The sequence below is a fragment of the Nonomuraea sp. NPDC048916 genome (genome assembly GCF_040649575.1).
Classification (GTDB): domain Bacteria; phylum Actinomycetota; class Actinomycetes; order Streptosporangiales; family Streptosporangiaceae; genus Nonomuraea.
Window position 1 is genome coordinate 266544 of sequence record NZ_JBEZFS010000002.1, and the last position, 17350, is coordinate 283893.

A 17350-nucleotide genomic window follows, 5' to 3' on the forward strand; every position below is an offset into this window, starting at 1 on the left:
CTCAGTACATGAGCGACGGCTCGCGCCGCTCGGCCACGGCCACGCGCCGCGGCTCCTCGGGGCCCTTGCGGACGTGCCTGGTCAGGAGTACGGCCTCGGCCACCGCGAGTGCGCCGTACAGGAGCGTGAAGATCGCCAGTGAGACGGCCACCTCGGTCAGGCCGACCCCGGGGGAGACGCTCGCGGCGGTCAGCAGCTCACCCGCGACCGTCCACGGCTGGCGCCCCACCTCGCTCAGCAGCCAGCCGGCGGTCACCGCCAGCAGCGGCAGCGGCAGCGCGAGCACGAACAGTCTGGACAGCCAGCGGGGCATCGGGCGCCCGCGCCGGGTCAGCCAGAGGCCGAGCACCGACAGGCCGGCCGTGGCCATCCCGAAAACGATCATCAGCCGGAAGGACCAGAACACCACGGCCTGGTCGGGCCGGTAGTCGCCGGGCCCGAACTCCTGCTCGAACCGCTGCTGCAGGTTCTCGGTGCCCTGCACGGTGGCGCCGAAGTCGCCGGTGGACAGGAAGCTGAGCACGCCGGGGATCTCGATGCCGGGCGCGACCGAGAACGGCGCGCCGGCGGTGTCGTGGCGCAGGCCCTCGGCGGAGGCCAGCTTCATCGGCTGCTGCTCGAACGCGAGCTTGGCGGACATGTCGCCGCTGCCTACGACGACGACCCCCGCGATCGCCGTCATGACCAGCGCGCCCCGCGCGGCGCCGCGCCACATGTCGTTCCTCGTCTCGCTCCTCTTCCCGTTCCTGTTCTCGTTCCTGTTCTCGTTCCTCGTCCGCAGCAGCCAGTAGCCGCACACGGCCAGCACGAACCCGCCCGCCACGATGAACGCCGAGGCCACCACGTGGGGCACCTGGGCGAGCGCGGTGGAGTTGGTGAGCACAGCCCACAGGTCGGTCATCCTGGCCTTGCCGTCCACGACCTCGTAGCCGACGGGATGCTTCATCCAGGCATTGGCCGCAAGGATGAAATATGCCGACAAATTGGACCCAATGACTGCGGCCCAGAGGCACGCCAGGTGCACCCTCTTCGGCAGCCGGTCCCAGCCGAAGATCCACAACCCGATGAACGTGGACTCCATGAAGAACGCCAGCAGCGCCTCCAAGGCGAGCGGCGCGCCGAACACGTCACCGACGAACGTGGAGTATTCACTCCAGTTCATCCCGAACTGGAACTCCTGCACGATGCCCGTCACCACACCCATGGCGAAGTTGATCAGGAAGAGCTTCCCGAAGAACTTGGTCAGCCGCAGGTAGTGCTCCTTGCCGGTCCGGTGCCACGCGGTCTGCAGTCCGGCCACGAAGACGCCGAGCCCGATCGTCAACGGCACGAACAGAAAGTGATAAACGGTGGTCACGCCGAACTGCCACCGCGCGAGATCAAGCGCGTCCATTCCCCCACCCAGCTGCTGAGCTCTACAGGCCATAGTGCGATCTACTTATTGTAGTACTACGCGTTGTAGAGCAACGCGATGCGACCTTGGTCACACACGCACTCGTATCGGTGCTATCGAGCATGTCGCAGGAGGTCACGACGCCGCGTCACCCGGCGGGCTGATGTCCGGCTACCTCCCGCGGAGGACCACCGATCGTCCAACTGGCAGGTGTTGCCCTTATCGGAGCGGGAGCCCGTCCCTAGAGTGGCGATGTGAAGGTCGCAGGCAGCGCCGTGATCGGCGTCGAGAGAGATCGAGTATGGGCCGCGCTCCAGGACCCGGCGGTGCTGGTGCGCACCATCCCGGGCTGTGAGCGCCTGGAGGAGAGCGGGCCCGACACCTACAGAATGACGGTCACCGCGGGAGTCGCCTCCATCAAGGGCCTCTACCAGGGTGAGGTGGCGCTGGCCGAGCCGCTCGCGCCGGAGCGCTTCGTGCTGCGGGCGCGCGGCCAGGGGGCTCCCGGGACGGTGGACGCCACCGTGCTGGTACGGCTCAGCGAGATCGACGGCGGGACCCGGGTCGACTACGACGCCGACGCGGTGATCGGCGGCATGATCGGCGGCGTGGGCCAGCGCATGCTCGGTTCCGTGGCCAAGAGGACCGCGGGCGAGTTCTTCGCCGCCGTCGAGCAGCACCTGTGCGCTCCCGTCGCGGTGGGGGAGGTGGGCACGGCCCTTCCCGCCGAAGCAGCCGAAGCAGCCGAAGCAGCCGAAGCAGCCGGGCTCGCGGGCGGTGAGGCGGCCGGGCGGGCCGGCGCCGTGGTGTACGAGCGTCCCGCCGGGCGCCGGGCCGAGCCCGCGGCCGGGACGAGACCGTGGACGATGCTGGCCTCGTTCGGCATGGGCGCGGGCGTGGCGCTCGCCGGCGTGGCCCTGGGCTGGCTGCTCGGGCGAGGCCGGGGCCGCTGACCACCTCCCCCGGCTCTCGCGGAAAAGGATCTCCGGGCGTAGCGTGGCTGTATGCGGCAGGCACATGCTGAAGACGCTCGGACCGAGGCCAGGCGAGTCGTGCGCAACCTGCTGGGCGAGGAGCGTCCGACGGCCGAGGCGTTGATCGCCGACGCGCGCCCGGTGCTCGGCGACGAGCGGACCGGGCGCTGCCTCGACCTGGCGCTCGGCGCGTCGCTCACCAGACGGTCGGCCGAGCTGGCGGCCGTCGCCGCGCTGCTGGTCGGCACCCGCGAGCTGGGCGCCGCCTGGTGGCAGCAGGCCAGGGACGGCAAGCTGCCCGCCCCCGACGAGGTGCTGGAGACGTCCGTCGCGATCGAGCCGTGGACCGACCTCACCGCGCTGGAGATGCTGGCCGCGTGGATCTCCGACGACGCCGCCGACCAGCTCTGGGGCCGGCCCGTCGCCGAGGTCGACCTCAACTCCTGGCACGCCGAGGACCGCTTCGCGCTGCCGCCGGGGGTCAGGCCCGGTCAGCGGCTCGTCGTGCACTTCGACGCCGGCGGCCGGCTCGACGCGGTCGTCACGCGCAGGCCCGACGACGACCTGGGATCCAACCTCGACTTCCAGTCGCTGCGTTACTCCCGCCCGGCCGAGGCCCAGTGGAGCTGGGGCGTGGCCGCCGGGCTCGGCCCGCACCGGCTGCCCGGTGAGAAGCCCGACCCCTACGCCCGCGAGGTGGACTCCGCCGCCGTCGGCATCCTGCGCGCCTGGGCCATGCGCCACGGCGCCACCCGTGAGCAGCTGGGCGAGCGGTGGCGGACCGTCGGCGACGTGGTGGCCGCGATCGAGCGGGTCGACTGGATGTGGCGCAGCGGCGAGTGGTTCGGCTGGTGGCGCGGCGCCTCGGCGCTGGTGGACGACTCGGCCTACCTGCCCTTCCGGCTGGAGGAGCTGGCGGCGGGCTGAGCCGGGAGCCTGCCCCTTCCGGCAGGAGGAGCTGGCGGCCGGCTGAGCCGGGAATCGCCCGGAGCGGCCGGTGGTTGTGCGGAAACATGAAGGTTGAAATATTTTCGGACATCGTCTGCCCCTGGTGTTACATCGGACACGTCCGCTTCGCCCGGGCCGCGGAGCGCTTCCGCGCCAAGGGCGGCACGATCGAGATCACCATGCGCCCCTACCAGCTGTCCCCCGACGCCCCCGCCGAGGGAGAGCCGCTGCTCGCGGCCCTGGAGCGCAAGTTCGGCGGCAACGCCCGCCAGATGACCTCCCGGGTCACCGAGACGGCCGCCGGAGACGGCCTGGACCTCCGCTTCGACGAGGCGATCAGCGCCAACACGTTCGAGGCGCACCGCCTGATCGAGGTCGCGACCGGGCAGGGCCGTGGCGAGGAGCTGGCCGAGCGCCTGTTCCGCGCCCACTTCACCGAAGGGCTGAACGTCGCGGATCCCGCGGTGCTGGCCCGGCTGGCCGCCGAGGCGGGAGTGCGGGACACCGGCGAGGGCGCCGAAGAGGTGCGGGCCCAGCTCGGCCGGGCCGGGCGGCTGGGCATCTCCGGTGTGCCGCTGTTCCTGTTCGAGGGCCAGTTCGCGGTGTCGGGCGCGCAGCCGGAGGAGACGTTCTCGGCCGCCATCGACGAGGTCGCCGAACGCACCGGTCAGACCCCCGTCACCCAGCTCGCCGCCCCCGCCGACGGCTGTGACGACGGCTTCTGCGCCGTCTGAGAGACGATCTCGCCGGCCACCCCGGCGATCGCCGTCAGCGAGCGACGCCCGCCTCCCCGACCGGCGCCTCCGGCGGATCCCCGACGGGCCGATCTCCGACGACCCGATCTCCGACGACCCGATCCCCGACCGGCGGATCTCCGACGGGACGATCCCCGACCGGCGCCTTCCCGACGGGCCGATCTCCGATCGGACGATCGCCCGTCGGGGGGGCCGGTCGCCCGGGGCCCTCGCCGAGCAGGCCCGAGCGGTGGTGGCGCCGGCAGAGCACCTGGTAGCGCACCGGAGACGCGTCGGTGTCGCCGATCACGACCTGCTCGCCCGTGCGCACCAGCCGGCCGCCCACGATCCGGCCGTTCAGCAGCCCGGGCCGCCCGCACCAGCACAGCACCTCGACCTGCAGCCGGCACACCTCGTCGGCCAGCTCGAACAGCCGCTGAGCGGCCGGGAACATCACCGACCGGAAGTCCGAGGCCAGGCCGAAGGCGTACACGTCGACGCCGTGCTCGTCGACCAGGTCCGCCAGCTGCTCGATCTGCTCGACCGTGTAGAAGCAGGCCTCGTCGCAGATCAGGTAGTCGATCCGGTCGTGCCCGGTGACGAGCTCCACCAGGTCGAGGGAGTCGACCACCTCGATCGCCTCCAGGCCGAGCCCGATCCTGCTGGTGACCTTGGGCCCGCCCGACCGGTCGTGCTTGGTCAGCACCAGCCCGCGCCTGCCCTGGCGGCCGTGGTTGTAGTTCATCTGCAGGGCCAGCGTGGACTTCCCGCAGTCCATGGGGCCGAAGTAGAACTTCAGCACGGCATCGCGGGAGCCGGACGGCACGGCTGACAAGGCGGACATCTCGATCACGGGGTGCCACATTATCGTTTGGCTTCGAGGCGGGCGCCGCCACGTGGGCCGCCGTCGCGGTGACGGCGGCGGGCGTGGCGGCGCTCGGTTGGCTTGTTCCCTGACCTCGTGGGACATTTCTCCCCTGAAGCATCAGGAGGCAGGCGTGGTAACAGACAAGCCCCCCGCGGCGCTCGAAGCGCTGATGACGCCCGACGACATCACGGCGGCACAGGCCGACGCCGCGCGATGGCGTTACGGGTTCTACGTGGTCCTGACGGGCATCGTCGCGGTCCTCGTGGCCTTCGGCGCCGCCGTCTTCGCCACCGGTCAGTTCGCGGCCCTGTTCGCGGGGGTGGCCGGAGTGATAGGAACGATCATCGGGGCGTACTTCGGGGTGCAGGCGGGGCAGTCGGGGAAGGCCAGGGTGGAGGCCGAACTGGTTCGTTCCAACGAGCTGGTGATCCGGCTCGCCGCCTATGTCGGCACGGCGAACGCGCCCCGCGTCATCGACGAAGTTCTCGGCCGACGCCGAATCTGAGGAGCCATGCGTAGCGTCCGTATCGGAGTCGACACCGGGGGCACCTTCACCGACGTGGTGGCGGTGGACGAGCAGACCGGTGAGATCGTCACCACGAAGACCCCCTCCACGCCCGCCAACCCGGCGGACGGGTTCGTCACGGGCATCGAGAAGCTGGGCGAGCTGGACGTCGGCTCGATCGTCCACGGCACCACCGTGGCCACCAACCAGTTGCTCGAGGACCGGATCGCCGATCTCGGGTTCATCACCACCGAGGGTTTCGAGTTCATCCTGGAGATCGCCAGGCAGAGCGTGCCCGACGGCTACGGCAACTCCTACTTCTGGGTCAAACCGCCCAGGATCGTGCCGGTGCACCTGGTGAAGACCGTCGGAGGACGGCTCGACCACCTGGGCGCGGAGGTGCGGCCGTTCGCCGAGGACCAGGCGGTCGAGGTGGCCCGCTGGTTCAGGGCCAGGGGCATCACCTCGATCGGCGTGTGCTTCCTGCACTCCTACGCCAATCCTGAGCACGAACGCCGCATGCGCGACGTGCTGGCCCGCGAGCATCCGGAGGCCGTGGTCTCGATCTCCAGCGACGTGCTGCGCGAATACCGCGAGTACGAACGCTCGGTCACCACGCTCGTCGACGCCGCGGTCAAGCCGGCCATGCGCCGCTACATCGCCAACCTGTCCGGACGCCTCGGCATCCCGTTCTCGGTGATGAAGTCCAACGGCGGGGTGCTGTCGGCGCGCGAGGTGGTCAACCAGCCGATCACCACCGTGCTGTCGGGGCCCGCCGCCGGTGCCCTCGGCGCGGCGCTCATCGCCTCCACGGCCGGGCATCCGTCGGTGATCACGCTCGACGGCGGCGGCACCTCCACCGACGTCGCCGTGGTGATCGACGGCGAGCCCTCGATCACCACGGAGGGTTCCGTCGGCCGCTATCCGTGCAAGATCCCGATGATCGACATCGTGACCGTGGGCGCGGGCGGCGGCTCGATCGCCTGGATCTCGCCCGAGGGCACGCTGAAGGTGGGGCCCAGGTCGGCGGGCGCAGACCCCGGCCCCCTCTGCTACGGCAGGGGCGGCACCGAGGTGACGGTCACCGACGCGCACGTCTTCCTCGGCCGCATCCCGCCCCACCTGCTCGGCGGCGAGATCCCGCTCGACGCCGACGCCGCGCGGGCCGGCATCGAGGCGCTGGCCGACAAGCTCGGCCTCGCGCCCGAGCGCACCGCGACGGGCATCCTGGAGATCAGCGCGTTCAACCAGAGCAACGCGATCCGCCGGCTCACCGTCAAGCGCGGGCTCGACGTGCGCGACTTCCCGCTGGTGACGTTCGGCGGGTCCGGGCCGCTGCTGGCCTGCCGGCTGATCGACATCCTCGGGCTGCCCGCGGTGGTCGTCCCGCCCGACCCGGGCAACGTCTCCGCGTTCGGCCTGCTCACCGTGGACGTCAAGAACGACTACGTGCGCACGTACGTCACCCGTGACCTGTCCCTGGAGACCGCCGCCCGGATCTACGGCGAGCTGGAGGGCGAGGCCGCTGAGGCGCTCGACCGCGAGGGCTTCGACGACCCGGTCTACGCCCGCAGCGCCGACCTGCGCTACTACGGCCAGGCCTACGAGGTGCGCGTCCCGGTGCCGTCCGGTCCTCTCGACGACGACTGGCGGGCGCGGGTGATCGAGGGCTTTCACGACGCCCACGACAAGTTGTACGGCTACGCCTACCGTGACGACCCCCGGCACCAGGTCGAATGGGTCAACCTCCGGGTCTCCGGCATCGGGCCCATCACCCGCCCGGCGATCAGGCGCAGGCCCTACCAGAAGGTGGAGCCGACGGCGGTGCGCAGGCCGGTGCACTTCGAGGAGCCGCACGACACCCCGATCCACCAGCGGGCCGCGCTCGACCCCGGCGCGGTGGTCGAGGGCCCGGCGGTGATCGAGGAGTACGGCTCGACCATTCCCATCCACCCAGGTTTCACCGCGAAGGTGGACGAGTACGGCAACGTGGAGGTGCGGCGTGGCTGACCCGATCCTCGTCGAGATCGTCGAGGGCACGCTGGCCTCGGTGGAGAAGGAGGTCGAGACCGCGATCGCGCGCACCGCGCGGTCGCCGATGATCCGCGACGCCCACGACTTCCGGGCCGGCATCCACGACGCCCGGCTGCGCAAGCTGACCGGCCGCTCCTACAGCGCGCTCGTCCAGCCGGTGGTCCGTGACTTCCCGATCGACACGATGAAGCCCGGCGACGTCTACTTCCACAACGACGTCTACCTGTCCGAGGGCGGCATCGGCCACCTGCCCGACCTGTGCGTCACGGTCCCGGTCTTCCACGAGGGCGCCGTCGTGGCGTTCGTGCAGGCGTTCGGCCACCACGACGACATCGGCGGGTCGGTGCCCGGCTCCATGCCCTCGCACGCGCGCAGCGTGTTCGAGGAGGGCCTGATGGTCCCGCCGATCAAGCTGTGGGACGAGGGCGTGCCCAACCAGGCCGCGCTGCGCATCATGACGCGCAACTCGCGGATGCCCGACTCGCTCGCGGGCGACCTCGACGCCGAGTGCTCGGCCTGCCTGATGGGCGCGCGCCGCCTCGGCGAGCTCTTCGAGAGGTACGGCCGGGCCGCCGTCGAGGAGTGCTTCGACGCGATCATCGACCAGACCACGCAGACGTTCCGCCGCGAGCTGCTGGCCAAGATCCCCGAGGGCACCTACACCTGGGAGGACTACGCCGAGCACGACGGCGTCGACGAGCCCCGGCTGCACACCCAGCGCATCACGCTGACCGTCGACCACGCCGCCGAATCTCCGCTGACGATCGACTTCACCGGCACGTCACCGCAGGCCAAAGGGCCGATCAACCACGCGGGCGACTACGCCGGCGGCGTGTTCCTGAAGAAGTGGCTGGCCCCGATCCTGCGCAACCTGGCCGACAGCCCCGAGCGCATGGCCGAGCTGGACGTCAACGAGGGCGTCGTCCCCCTGATCAAGATGATCTTCCCGGACAAGGGCACGCTGCTCACCCCGGTCTTCCCGGCCCCCACCAACGCCCGGACCTTCGTCATCCTGCGCCTGCTCGGCGTGCTCGCCGGCGTGCTGGCCAAGGCCACGGGCGGCCGCATGCCCGCCGACCAGGAGACCATCCGCTACACCGGCGTCTACGGCGCCGACGCCGAAGGCCGGCCCTACCTGATGCGCGAGGTCCTCGGCGGCGGCTCCGGCGGGCGCTGGTACGCCGACGGCGAGGACACCATCCACGTGGTGCCCGACTCGCGCAACATCCCGGTCGAGTTCGCCGAGGCCCGCTGGCCGTTCCGGGTCGAGCGGCTGGCCCTGGCCTGCGACTCGGGCGGGCCGGGCATGTTCAGGGGCGGGCTCGGCTACGACAAGCACATCCGGATGCTGCGCGACGCCTCGTACATGTCGATCGCCGATCGCTCGATCCTGTCGTGCTGGGGCGTCAACGGCGGCCTGGCCGGGCGCCCGTTCCGGGTGGAGATCGCCGGCAAGGAGATGGAGGGCCTGGTGGACGACCACCCGGTGCAGGCCGGCGAGATCATCCGCATCCGCACCACCGGGGGCGGCGGCTGGGGCTCGCCCTACGACCGCGACCCGCGCGCGGTGGCCGCCGACGTCCGCGACGGCAAGGTCTCCATCGCGGGGGCGCTCGGAGACTACGGGGTGGTGCTCGACGGCGACCGCATCGACGAGCAGGGCACCGCCCAGCTCCGCGCCAACCTGCGCCCCGCCGCCGGCCGCTTCTTCGACCGCGGCCCCGGCTACCCGAGACTCTCCGGTGGCCGCACGCACGCCGAGGTGGACGAGTTGTAAGGAGTTCCGTCGCCCGGATGCGCCGGACGGCCGGCTGGCATGATGGTCTCCCTTTACGGATACGGACTTGCCGCCTGAAACGGAGAAAACCGTGCGCATCGCGCTCGCCGGTCTCGCCACCAGCCATCCTTACGCCGACGCCCGCACCCTCGCCCGGCACGCCGAACTGGTGGTGTGGGAGAAGGACGCGGACCGGTTGCGGCGCTTCACCGAGGAGCACCCCGGCGCCACGGTGGTGCCCGGCCTGGCGGAGCTGCTGGCGGCCGAGCCCGACGGGGTGGTGCTCACGGTGCCCACTCCCGACGTGCCCGGGGCGCTGGCGGCCGTCCTGGAGACCGGGGCGGCGTGCTTCCTCAACAAACCCGCCGCCGCCACCCGTGAGCAGTTGGAGCGGCTCGACCGGCTGCCGATCCACGATCGGGTGATGTCCGGCTCGGTGCTCAGGTTCGCGCCGGCGTTCGCGGGAGTCCGGGCCGACCCGGAGCGGGTGCTGTCCGTGCGCGCCACCGTACGGCATGACGTGGGGCTCTGGGCCACCGGCTACAACGCCTGGCAGGACACCCCCGAGCAGGGCGGCGGGACGATGGTGACCATGGGGATCCACGGCGTCGAGCTGCTGGTCGCGCTGCTGGGGCCCGAGGTGCGGCTGGCGGGCGCGGCCGGGTCCAGGCGGCACTACGGGACGCTGCGCTCGGAGGACACCGCGGTCATGGCGCTGCGCTGGTCGAACGGCATCACCGGCGTCGTCGAGATCCTCGGCGTGTCCGATGACGAGTCCTACACCGTCACCCTGCACGGGCGCGACGGCAGCGAGACGATCGTGATCGAGAGCGGCGACGACCCCATGAAGGGGCTCGGCTACGAAGCGACGGTCGAGGCGTTCCTGTCGATGGTCGCCGGAGCGCCGAGCCCGGTGCCGTGGGCGCAGACCAGGGCCATCCTCGACGTCCTCGTCCACGCGCGCGAGAACACCTGAGCGAGCCCCGGCCCGTTGACAGCCGGACTCTGACCCAGTTACGGTCTGGACCGTTACTTGTGGACAGAGGGGGACGCGTGCGGACGACAGCGGAACTCGAGGAGCGGCTGGCCCGGCCGAGCGCCGGGCTCGTCGGCGATCTCGGCCGGCTCGACGGCGACATCATGATCCTCGGCGCCGGCGGCAAGCTCGGGCCGAGCCTGGTACGGCTGGCGCTCAACGCGGCCGGAGGCGAGCGGCGGATCATCGCCGTGTCGCGCTTCTCCGAGCCCGGCCTCGCCGAGGCCCTGCGGGACGCGGGTGCCACCGTGGTGGCGGCGGACGTGGCCGACGAGCGGGCGCTGCGCGACCTGCCCGACGCGCCGAACGTGGTGTTCCTGGTCGGCGCCAAGTTCGGCACCCAGGGCCGCGAGCACGCCACCTGGTTCACCAACGGCTACCTGCCCGGCCGGGTCGCCGACCGGTTCTCCGGCAGCCGCATCGCCGCCCTGTCCACCGGCAACGTCTACCCGCTGGTCCCCGTCACGAGCGGCGGCAGCACCGAGGACTCCCCGGTGGGCCCCGTCGGCGACTACGCGATGAGCTGCCTCGGCCGTGAGCGCGTGCTGTCGCACTTCGCCGAGACGAACGGCACGGCCATGTCGCTGATCCGGCTCAACTACGCGGTGGAGCTCCGCTACGGCGTGCTCGTCGACCTGGCCCAGAAGGTGCTGGCGGGTGAGCCCGTCGACCTCGCCACCGGCCAGGTCAACGTCGTCTGGCAGGGCTATGCCAACGAGGTCGTGCTCCGCTCGCTGCTGCTCGCCTCCGCTCCGCCGTACGTGCTCAACGTCACCGGCCCCGAGCTGATCTCGGTACGGCAGGCGGCTCAGGCGCTGGGCGCCGCTCTCGGCAAGGAGCCGGTGTTCACCGGGGAGGAGGCGCCGACGGCGCTGCTGTCGAACGCCTCCCGGTGCCACCGGCTGTTCGGCTACCCGGAGCTCACACCCGCCGAACTGATCGAGCACACCGCGCGGTGGGTGGCCGGCGGCGGGCCGCTGCTCGGCAAGCCGACCAAGTTCGAACGGCGTGACGGCCGCTTCTGACCGCGTGCCCGATATCAACTCATTTCACGGAAGAGGGGACTGACGTGCTCAGCACGGCTCCAGAGGCGCAGACGTCCGTGCGCGACCTGTTCAGGCGCGGCCTGGTGATCCCGGCGCATCCGCTCGCGCTGACCGAGGATCGGCGGCTCGACGAGCGGCGCCAGCGGGCCCTGACCCGCTACTACGTCGAGGCGGGCGCGGGCGGGCTCGCGGTGGGCGTGCACACCACGCAGTTCGCGATCCACGGCACGGACCTGCTGGCGCCCGTGCTCGACCTGGCCGCGCGCACGGCCGGGGAGTACGACCGCGAGGTCGTCCTGGTGGCCGGCGCGACCGGGCCGACCGCGCAGGCGGTCGCGGAGGCCGAGCTGGCCAGGTCGCTCGGCTACCACATGGTGCTGCTCAGCCCCTACCGGGAGCTCGACGAGGACGGGCTGATCGAACGGGCCAGGGCGGTGGGCGAGGTGCTGCCGGTGATCGGCTTCTACCTGCAGCCCGCCGTGGGCGGACGCCCCTTGTCGCGAAATTTCTGGACAAGGCTAGCGGCGATCGAGTCGGTGGTGGGCATCAAGGTCGCCCCCTTCGACCGCTACCGGACTCTCGACGTCCTGCACGGCGTGGCGCGGGCCGGACGGGCCGGCGAGGTCGCCCTCTACACCGGCAACGACGACCACATCCTGACGGATCTCATCACCACGCACCGGGTCGTGATCGACGGGCGCGAGGTGGAGGTCGAGTTCGTCGGCGGGCTGCTCGGTCAGTGGGCGGTCTGGGTGCGCCGGGCGGTCGAGCTGCTGGAGGAGGCCACCTCGGCCCGCTCGGGTGACGACGCCGCGGTGCGGCGGCTGCTCACCCTGGACGGCCACCTGACCGACGCGAACGCGGCCATCTTCGACACGGCCAACGCCTTTCACGGGTGTGTCCCGGGGATCCACGAGGTGCTGCGCCGCCAGGGGCTGCTGGCGGGGCGCTGGTGTCTCGACCCGGCGGAGGAGCTCTCGCCGGGGCAGCACGCGGAGATCGATCGGATCTGGGCCGCCTACCCGTGGCTCCGGGACGACGACTTCGTCTCCGACGGCCTGAGCCGCTGGCTCTCCTGACCCGTGAGCGTCCGTTCACTTCACGCCGGCCGCCCCGCCGGGCCACCCGCGGGCGGGCCGGCGTCAGGCGGGTCAGAGGGTGAGGCGGTAGAGGGTGAGCGGGCGGCCGCTGGAGCCGCTGGTGAGGTTGCCCGTCCGCTCGGCCAGCCCCGCGAGCTCCAGGCGGTGCAGCATGCGGCGGGCCGTGCGTTGCTGGATGGCGAGGCGATCGGCGATCTCGCGGGTGGTCAGCGGCGTGTCGCCGGCGGCATCCCGGGCCTCCAGGAGCCGTTCCAGGGTCGGTACCGACAGGCCCACGCGGCGGGCGATGACCGAGAGGTTCTGCTGCGCCGCGGGGCCGGTGGGAGCCGACTCCAGCACGATGTCCGTGTCGGCCCTGAGCGACAGGACCGCTGCCACGTCACCGATGCGCCGCGCCCTGGCCAGGGCGCGGCGGGCCAGGCTCTCCGCCTCCGCGGCGCTGCGGCCCAGCCCGAAACCGACGCGGACCATGTCGTTCTGGGCCGCCAGCCGGCCCAGCATGGGCAGGCCGGTGAAGCCGCCCGTGGCGTCGTGCAGCGGGCCGCGCGTCGTCACCAGCAGGTGGGTGCCGCCGCGGAAGGCGGCGATCGTGCCGCCCAGCGCGGTGGCCTCGCGCAGCAGGCCGTCCTCGTTGCGCACCTCGATCAGCCCGAGCGCGATCTGGGCGTCCTCCTGGGCCTGGCCTTCGGCCGTCAGCAGCAGCTGGCGCAGCGCCACCCGGACCGAATGCACCGACGGCGCGAGGCGCAGCACGCGCATGTCGTCGCGGAGCGCCTCGTGCACCGAGCTGAGACAGGTGATCACCGGGTGTTCCGGGCCGCGCCGGTGGAAGGCGATCGCCTTCCTGGAGGTCATCCCGGGCCAGTAGGGGAGCGTGCGCAGCGACTCGGTCGGCAGCCCGGCCTCGGCGAACGTCGCCGTCACGTCGCTCGCCGACAGCGTGTCGATCGACAGGTGGGTCACATCCTGGCCCTGGTGCTGGAGGCGTACCAGGGCGCTGAGCAGCGTCGCGCCGGAGTAGTCGACGAACGCCGCCGGCCGGGTCAGCGCCTCGGCGTCGCGCGTGAGCATGTAGGGGACGATGCCGGTGAACAGCCAGCCCTCGACGGCGGAGGCGTGCGCCTCGACGATCGAGGGAGCCTGCGACTCGTGGTCGTAGTCGAGCCGCAGCGCGCTGACGCCGGGTTGCTCCTCGCACGTGGCCGCGACCTGGTCCACCAGGTCATGCGGACCGACGACACCGATGACGATCGCCACACCCGCCTCCCTCTCGCTCGTTTCGGTCAAGACCGCAATTGTATCTTGTGAGGTGCTCAATGAAGTTTCCGTCCATGGCCGAGGCCGATGGCCGCACCCTGGGTGACGAGGAGGTGGCCGCCGCGGAGCGGGTGATCCGCTCCGGCATGCTCAGCGCGGTGTGGGGCACCGAGGCGCGGGCACTCGAACGCGAGGTCGCCGAGAGGTACGGCGTGCGCCACGCGATCGCGTGTAGCTCCGGCACCGCTGCCCTCCATCTTGCGGTCGTGGCCGCCGCGCCGGATCCCGGAGACGAGATCATCACGACGCCGATCACGGACTTCGGGACTGTGGCCCCCATCTTGGCGCAGAACGCGGTTCCTGTCTTCGCGGACGTTGATCCTTCTGACGGCAATCTGGATCCCGGGGCGGTCGCGAAGCTGATCGGGCCGCGTACCCGGGCGATCATGGCGGTGCACCTGTTCGGGGCGGCGGCCAGGGTGGACGAGCTGCGCGCGCTGGCCGACGCGCACGGCCTGGCGCTGATCGAGGACTGTGCCCAGGCATGGCTCACCGAACTGCCCGGCACGTCCGGCACGTCCGGCACGTCCGGCACATCCGGCGTGTCCGCTACGGGGTCGGCCGGGACGAGGCTGGCCGGAACGGTGGGCGACGTGGCGTGCCTGAGCCTCCAGCAGTGGAAGCACATCACCTGCGGCGACGGCGGCCTGGCCCTCACCGGCGACGACGAGCTGGCCAGGAGGATGCGGCTGTTCTCGGACAAGGGCTGGGACCGCGCGGCCGGCCGCTCGCACGCCTCCTTCGGACTGAACTACCGGATGACCGAGCTCCAGGCCGCCGTCGCGCGGGCGCAGCTGGCCAAGCTGCCCGGCGTGGTCGCGGCCCGCCGCCGGACCGCCCGGTTGCTCCTGCGGGCCCTGGAGGGGGTGCCGGGACTCTGGACACCGCGGGAGGAGGGGCATGCCTGGTGGCTGTTCCCGATCGTGCTGCCCGGGGGAGAGGCGCCGGAGCTGGCCGCGCGGCTGCGGGAGGCCGGGATTCCGGCGCGGGCCGGTTATCTGGACCAGCCGCTGAACCACGCGCCGGTGTGGGCCGGGCCGGTGTACGGGAGCTCTCGCTTTCCGTTGGAGGGCTACGCGCCCCGCTCCTGCCCGGAGGCCGAGCGGATGGTCGGCCGGACGCTGCTGGTCATCGACTGGAACGAGAACTACACCCCTGATCACGTCAGCCTCGTGGCGCGCGAGATCATGAGATTTCGGCCTCGGCCGTAGTTACGGTCATGTATCAGCCATTGACTCGACTAACACGCATTACTAGGTTTCGGTCAGGACCGGTATTAAACGAAAGGATGTCGCGCCATGAGGAAGACCACGGCAGCCGGCGTCGCACTCGCTCTGAGCGTCGCCGCCGCCGGGTGCGGATCATCCAGCGGTTCGGACAAGAGCACCGTGACCCTGTGGATGTACCCCGTCATCAGCGACCAGGCCAAGAACCAGGCGTTCTGGGCCAAGGTCGAGAAGGACTTCGAGGCCAAGAACCCCACCGTCGACGTCAAGATCGACCAGCAGCCGTGGGAGGGTCGTCAGGAGAAGATCACCACCGCTCTGGTCTCGCGTAAGGGCTTCGACCTGGTGGTGCTCGGCCCCGACCAGATCCCGCAGTACGCCCAGCAGGGCACCATCGAGGCCCTCGACGATCTGGTGGCCCCGGACAAGGCCGCGTACCTGCCCAACTCGCTCACCGCGCTGACAGTGGACGGCAAGCTCTACGGCGTCCCGATCTATCAGACGATCACCGCCCCCATCTACAACAAGAAGCTGTTCGCCGAGGCGGGCGTGGACAAGGTGCCCGAGACGCTGGCCGAGCTCAAGGAGGCCGCTCCCAAGCTGGCCGCCAAGAAGGTCGCGATCCTGGACTACCCGGGCAAACCCGAGGTCAGCCTGAACCAGAGCTTCTACCCGTTCCTGTGGGCCAACGGCGGCAGCGTCTTCGCTCCCGACGGCAAGAGCGTGGCCTTCAACGGCCCCGAGGGCGTCGAGAGCCTGCAACTCCTGCTCGATCTCAAGGCGGCCGGCGGTCTGCCGGAGAACGCGGCCAGCAAGGGCAACGACATCGAGGGCGGCGCGCTGGCCGGCGGCAAGACCGCCATGTACCACGCGGCCACCGCCCTGCAGGCCGTCCAGCTCGGGACCGCCATCGGCGCCGAGAACGTCGGCATCGGGTTGCCGCTGGAGGGCACCAAGCGGGTCGCGTTCGGCATTCCCGGCGGGCTCGTGCTGGCCAAGCACTCCGAGAACAAGGACGCGGCCAAGAAGTTCGCCGCCTACCTGTCCTCGCCGGAGGCCGCCGCCGCCCTGGCCAAGGAGTCGGGCTTCTTCCCGGCGCGCACCGACGTGACGGTGCCGGACCAGTCGGCTGAGGCCCAGGAGTTCGCCAAGTCGCTGGAGTACGCCTTCCCCGGCGACACCCACCCCAAGGCCCGCCAGATCATGGGTCTCATCGCCCCGCACATCCAGGCGGCCCTGCTCGGCAAGGAGGACGCCAAGACGGCCCTGGACGCGGCTGCCGACGAGGCAACCACCCTGCTGGGCAGCGGCGGCTGAGCAGGACCCACAAGAAAGGAACGCCGTGCGCCACCGCTTGCGTGACCCGGCCACCGGGCTGCTGTTCGTGCTCCCCGCGCTCGTCCTCTTCCTGATCTTCCGGATCTTCCCCTCGCTGGGGGCGGCGGGCATGAGCCTGACCGACTGGAACATCGGCGGCGAGTGGAGCTTCGTCGGCGCGGACAACTACGCCCGTCTGCTGGACGACGTGAACTTCTGGCTCAGCCTGCGGGTCACGCTCGTCTACGGCGCGATCTACGTACCGCTCACGCTGCTCGTCTCGCTCGGCACGGCGCTGCTGCTCAACCAGGTGGTCTTCATGCGCGGGCTGTTCCGCGGCATGCTGTTCCTGCCGTACGTGACCAGCTTCGTGCTGGCGGGCATCATCTGGCGCTGGATCTACGAGTTCGACGGGTTGATCAACGGCCTGCTGGACAAGGCCGGCCTCGGGCCGGTGGCGTTCCTGGAGCAGACGTCGCTGGTGCTGCCCGCACTGGCCGTGGTGTCGGTGTGGAAGGGCTTCGGCTACTCCATGCTGATCCTGCTGGCCGGGCTCAAGTCGATTCCGGCCTCCTACCTGGAGGCGGCCACGGTCGACGGGGCGAGCGCGTGGCAGCGGTTCCGGAGCATCACGCTGCCCCTGCTCAAGCCCACGCTCTTCTTCGTCCTGGTGATCGAGACCATCAGCGCCTTCCAGGTCTTCGACACGATCTACGTGATGACCGGCGGCGGCCCCGCCAGGGCCACCTACACGCTCATCTACGGCATCTACGACCACGGCTTCCGCTCGTTCGATTTCGGTTACGCCGCCACCTGGGGCATGGTCTTGTTCGCGATCGTGCTGGTCGTGTCGCTGATCCAGCGCCGCTTCCTGGACCGGGGGAACACATGACGCCGACCGTGCTCCGCGACCGGAGACAAGGGCCCGCGCAGGACGCCGGACGGCCGCGCGGGCGCTTGTCTCCGGTCGCGGAGCACGGTCGGCGTCATGTGTTCCCCCGGTCCAGGAAGCGGCGCTGGATCAGCGACACGACCAGCACGATCGCGAACAAGACCATGCCCCAGGTGGCGGCGT

Annotated in this window: 16 protein-coding genes; 13 read left to right on the forward strand and 3 right to left on the reverse strand. The window is 71.1% G+C overall.

Going from position 1 to position 17350, the window contains the following annotated elements:
* Window position 1: 1 nt before the first annotated feature.
* Window positions 2-1393, reverse strand: coding sequence for a cytochrome ubiquinol oxidase subunit I (locus tag AB0C16_RS02875; protein ID WP_357678189.1), 1392 nt, complete (start codon window positions 1391-1393; stop codon window positions 2-4).
* A 254-nt stretch (window positions 1394-1647) separates the two neighbouring features.
* Here AB0C16_RS02875 and AB0C16_RS02880 point away from each other — a divergent pair, with 254 nt between their 5' ends.
* From AB0C16_RS02880 to AB0C16_RS02890, 3 genes are all read left to right on the forward strand, one after another.
* Entirely contained in the window at window positions 1648-2346 is a 699-nt protein-coding gene (locus AB0C16_RS02880) for a carbon monoxide dehydrogenase subunit G (RefSeq protein ID WP_357678191.1), read from the forward strand.
* 51 nt (window positions 2347-2397) lie between these two features.
* Window positions 2398-3294 (forward strand): hypothetical protein, encoded by an 897-nt coding sequence (locus AB0C16_RS02885; RefSeq protein ID WP_357678193.1) that lies wholly within the window; start codon window positions 2398-2400, stop codon window positions 3292-3294.
* 86 nt (window positions 3295-3380) lie between these two features.
* Window positions 3381-4049, forward strand: coding sequence for a DsbA family oxidoreductase (locus AB0C16_RS02890; RefSeq protein WP_357678195.1), 669 nt, complete (start codon window positions 3381-3383; stop codon window positions 4047-4049).
* 34 nt (window positions 4050-4083) lie between these two features.
* Here AB0C16_RS02890 and AB0C16_RS02895 read toward each other — a convergent pair whose 3' ends face one another.
* Window positions 4084-4893 carry a thymidine kinase gene (locus AB0C16_RS02895; protein ID WP_357678238.1) on the reverse strand — a complete coding sequence of 270 codons (810 nt, stop codon included), beginning with the start codon at window positions 4891-4893 and terminating at the stop codon, window positions 4084-4086.
* A gap of 154 nt (window positions 4894-5047) precedes the next feature.
* On the opposite strand from AB0C16_RS02895, the gene AB0C16_RS02900 reads away from it, so the two are divergent.
* The 6 genes from AB0C16_RS02900 (at window position 5048) to AB0C16_RS02925 (ending at window position 12394) form a co-directional block, all read left to right on the forward strand.
* Window positions 5048-5422, forward strand: a complete 375-nt coding sequence (locus AB0C16_RS02900) for a hypothetical protein (protein WP_357678196.1) — start codon at window positions 5048-5050, stop codon at window positions 5420-5422.
* 6 nt (window positions 5423-5428) lie between these two features.
* Window positions 5429-7432, forward strand: coding sequence for a hydantoinase/oxoprolinase family protein (locus tag AB0C16_RS02905; RefSeq protein ID WP_357678198.1), 2004 nt, complete (start codon window positions 5429-5431; stop codon window positions 7430-7432).
* A complete protein-coding gene (locus AB0C16_RS02910; RefSeq protein WP_357678199.1) occupies window positions 7425-9233 on the forward strand; it encodes a hydantoinase B/oxoprolinase family protein in 1809 nt (602 codons plus the stop codon). The genes AB0C16_RS02905 and AB0C16_RS02910 overlap by 8 nt, the downstream gene beginning before the upstream one ends.
* Window positions 9234-9324: 91 nt before the next feature.
* Complete coding sequence (locus tag AB0C16_RS02915; protein WP_357678200.1) at window positions 9325-10209, forward strand: Gfo/Idh/MocA family oxidoreductase; 885 nt, start codon at window positions 9325-9327, stop codon at window positions 10207-10209.
* Window positions 10210-10286: 77 nt separating this feature from the next.
* Entirely contained in the window at window positions 10287-11294 is a 1008-nt protein-coding gene (locus AB0C16_RS02920; RefSeq protein ID WP_357678202.1) for an NAD-dependent epimerase/dehydratase family protein, read from the forward strand.
* 44 nt (window positions 11295-11338) lie between these two features.
* Window positions 11339-12394, forward strand: coding sequence for a dihydrodipicolinate synthase family protein (locus AB0C16_RS02925; RefSeq protein ID WP_357678203.1), 1056 nt, complete (start codon window positions 11339-11341; stop codon window positions 12392-12394).
* Window positions 12395-12466: 72 nt separating this feature from the next.
* Here AB0C16_RS02925 and AB0C16_RS02930 read toward each other — a convergent pair whose 3' ends face one another.
* A complete protein-coding gene (locus AB0C16_RS02930) occupies window positions 12467-13702 on the reverse strand; it encodes a hypothetical protein (protein ID WP_357678205.1) in 1236 nt (411 codons plus the stop codon).
* A 29-nt stretch (window positions 13703-13731) separates the two neighbouring features.
* Between AB0C16_RS02930 and AB0C16_RS02935 the strand changes: the two genes are divergently transcribed.
* The 4 genes from AB0C16_RS02935 to AB0C16_RS02950 all read left to right on the forward strand — a co-directional run.
* Window positions 13732-14943, forward strand: coding sequence for a DegT/DnrJ/EryC1/StrS family aminotransferase (locus AB0C16_RS02935; RefSeq protein WP_357678207.1), 1212 nt, complete (start codon window positions 13732-13734; stop codon window positions 14941-14943).
* A gap of 87 nt (window positions 14944-15030) precedes the next feature.
* Window positions 15031-16275, forward strand: coding sequence for a sugar ABC transporter substrate-binding protein (locus tag AB0C16_RS02940; RefSeq protein ID WP_357678209.1), 1245 nt, complete (start codon window positions 15031-15033; stop codon window positions 16273-16275).
* Between the two features lie 25 nt (window positions 16276-16300).
* Window positions 16301-17167: a sugar ABC transporter permease gene (locus AB0C16_RS02945; RefSeq protein WP_357678211.1), complete on the forward strand. Its 867-nt coding sequence runs from the start codon at window positions 16301-16303 to the stop codon at window positions 17165-17167.
* A partial coding sequence (locus AB0C16_RS02950) for a hypothetical protein (protein ID WP_357678213.1) occupies window positions 17164-17350 on the forward strand: 187 nt, incomplete at its 3' end. The genes AB0C16_RS02945 and AB0C16_RS02950, both read left to right, overlap by 4 nt.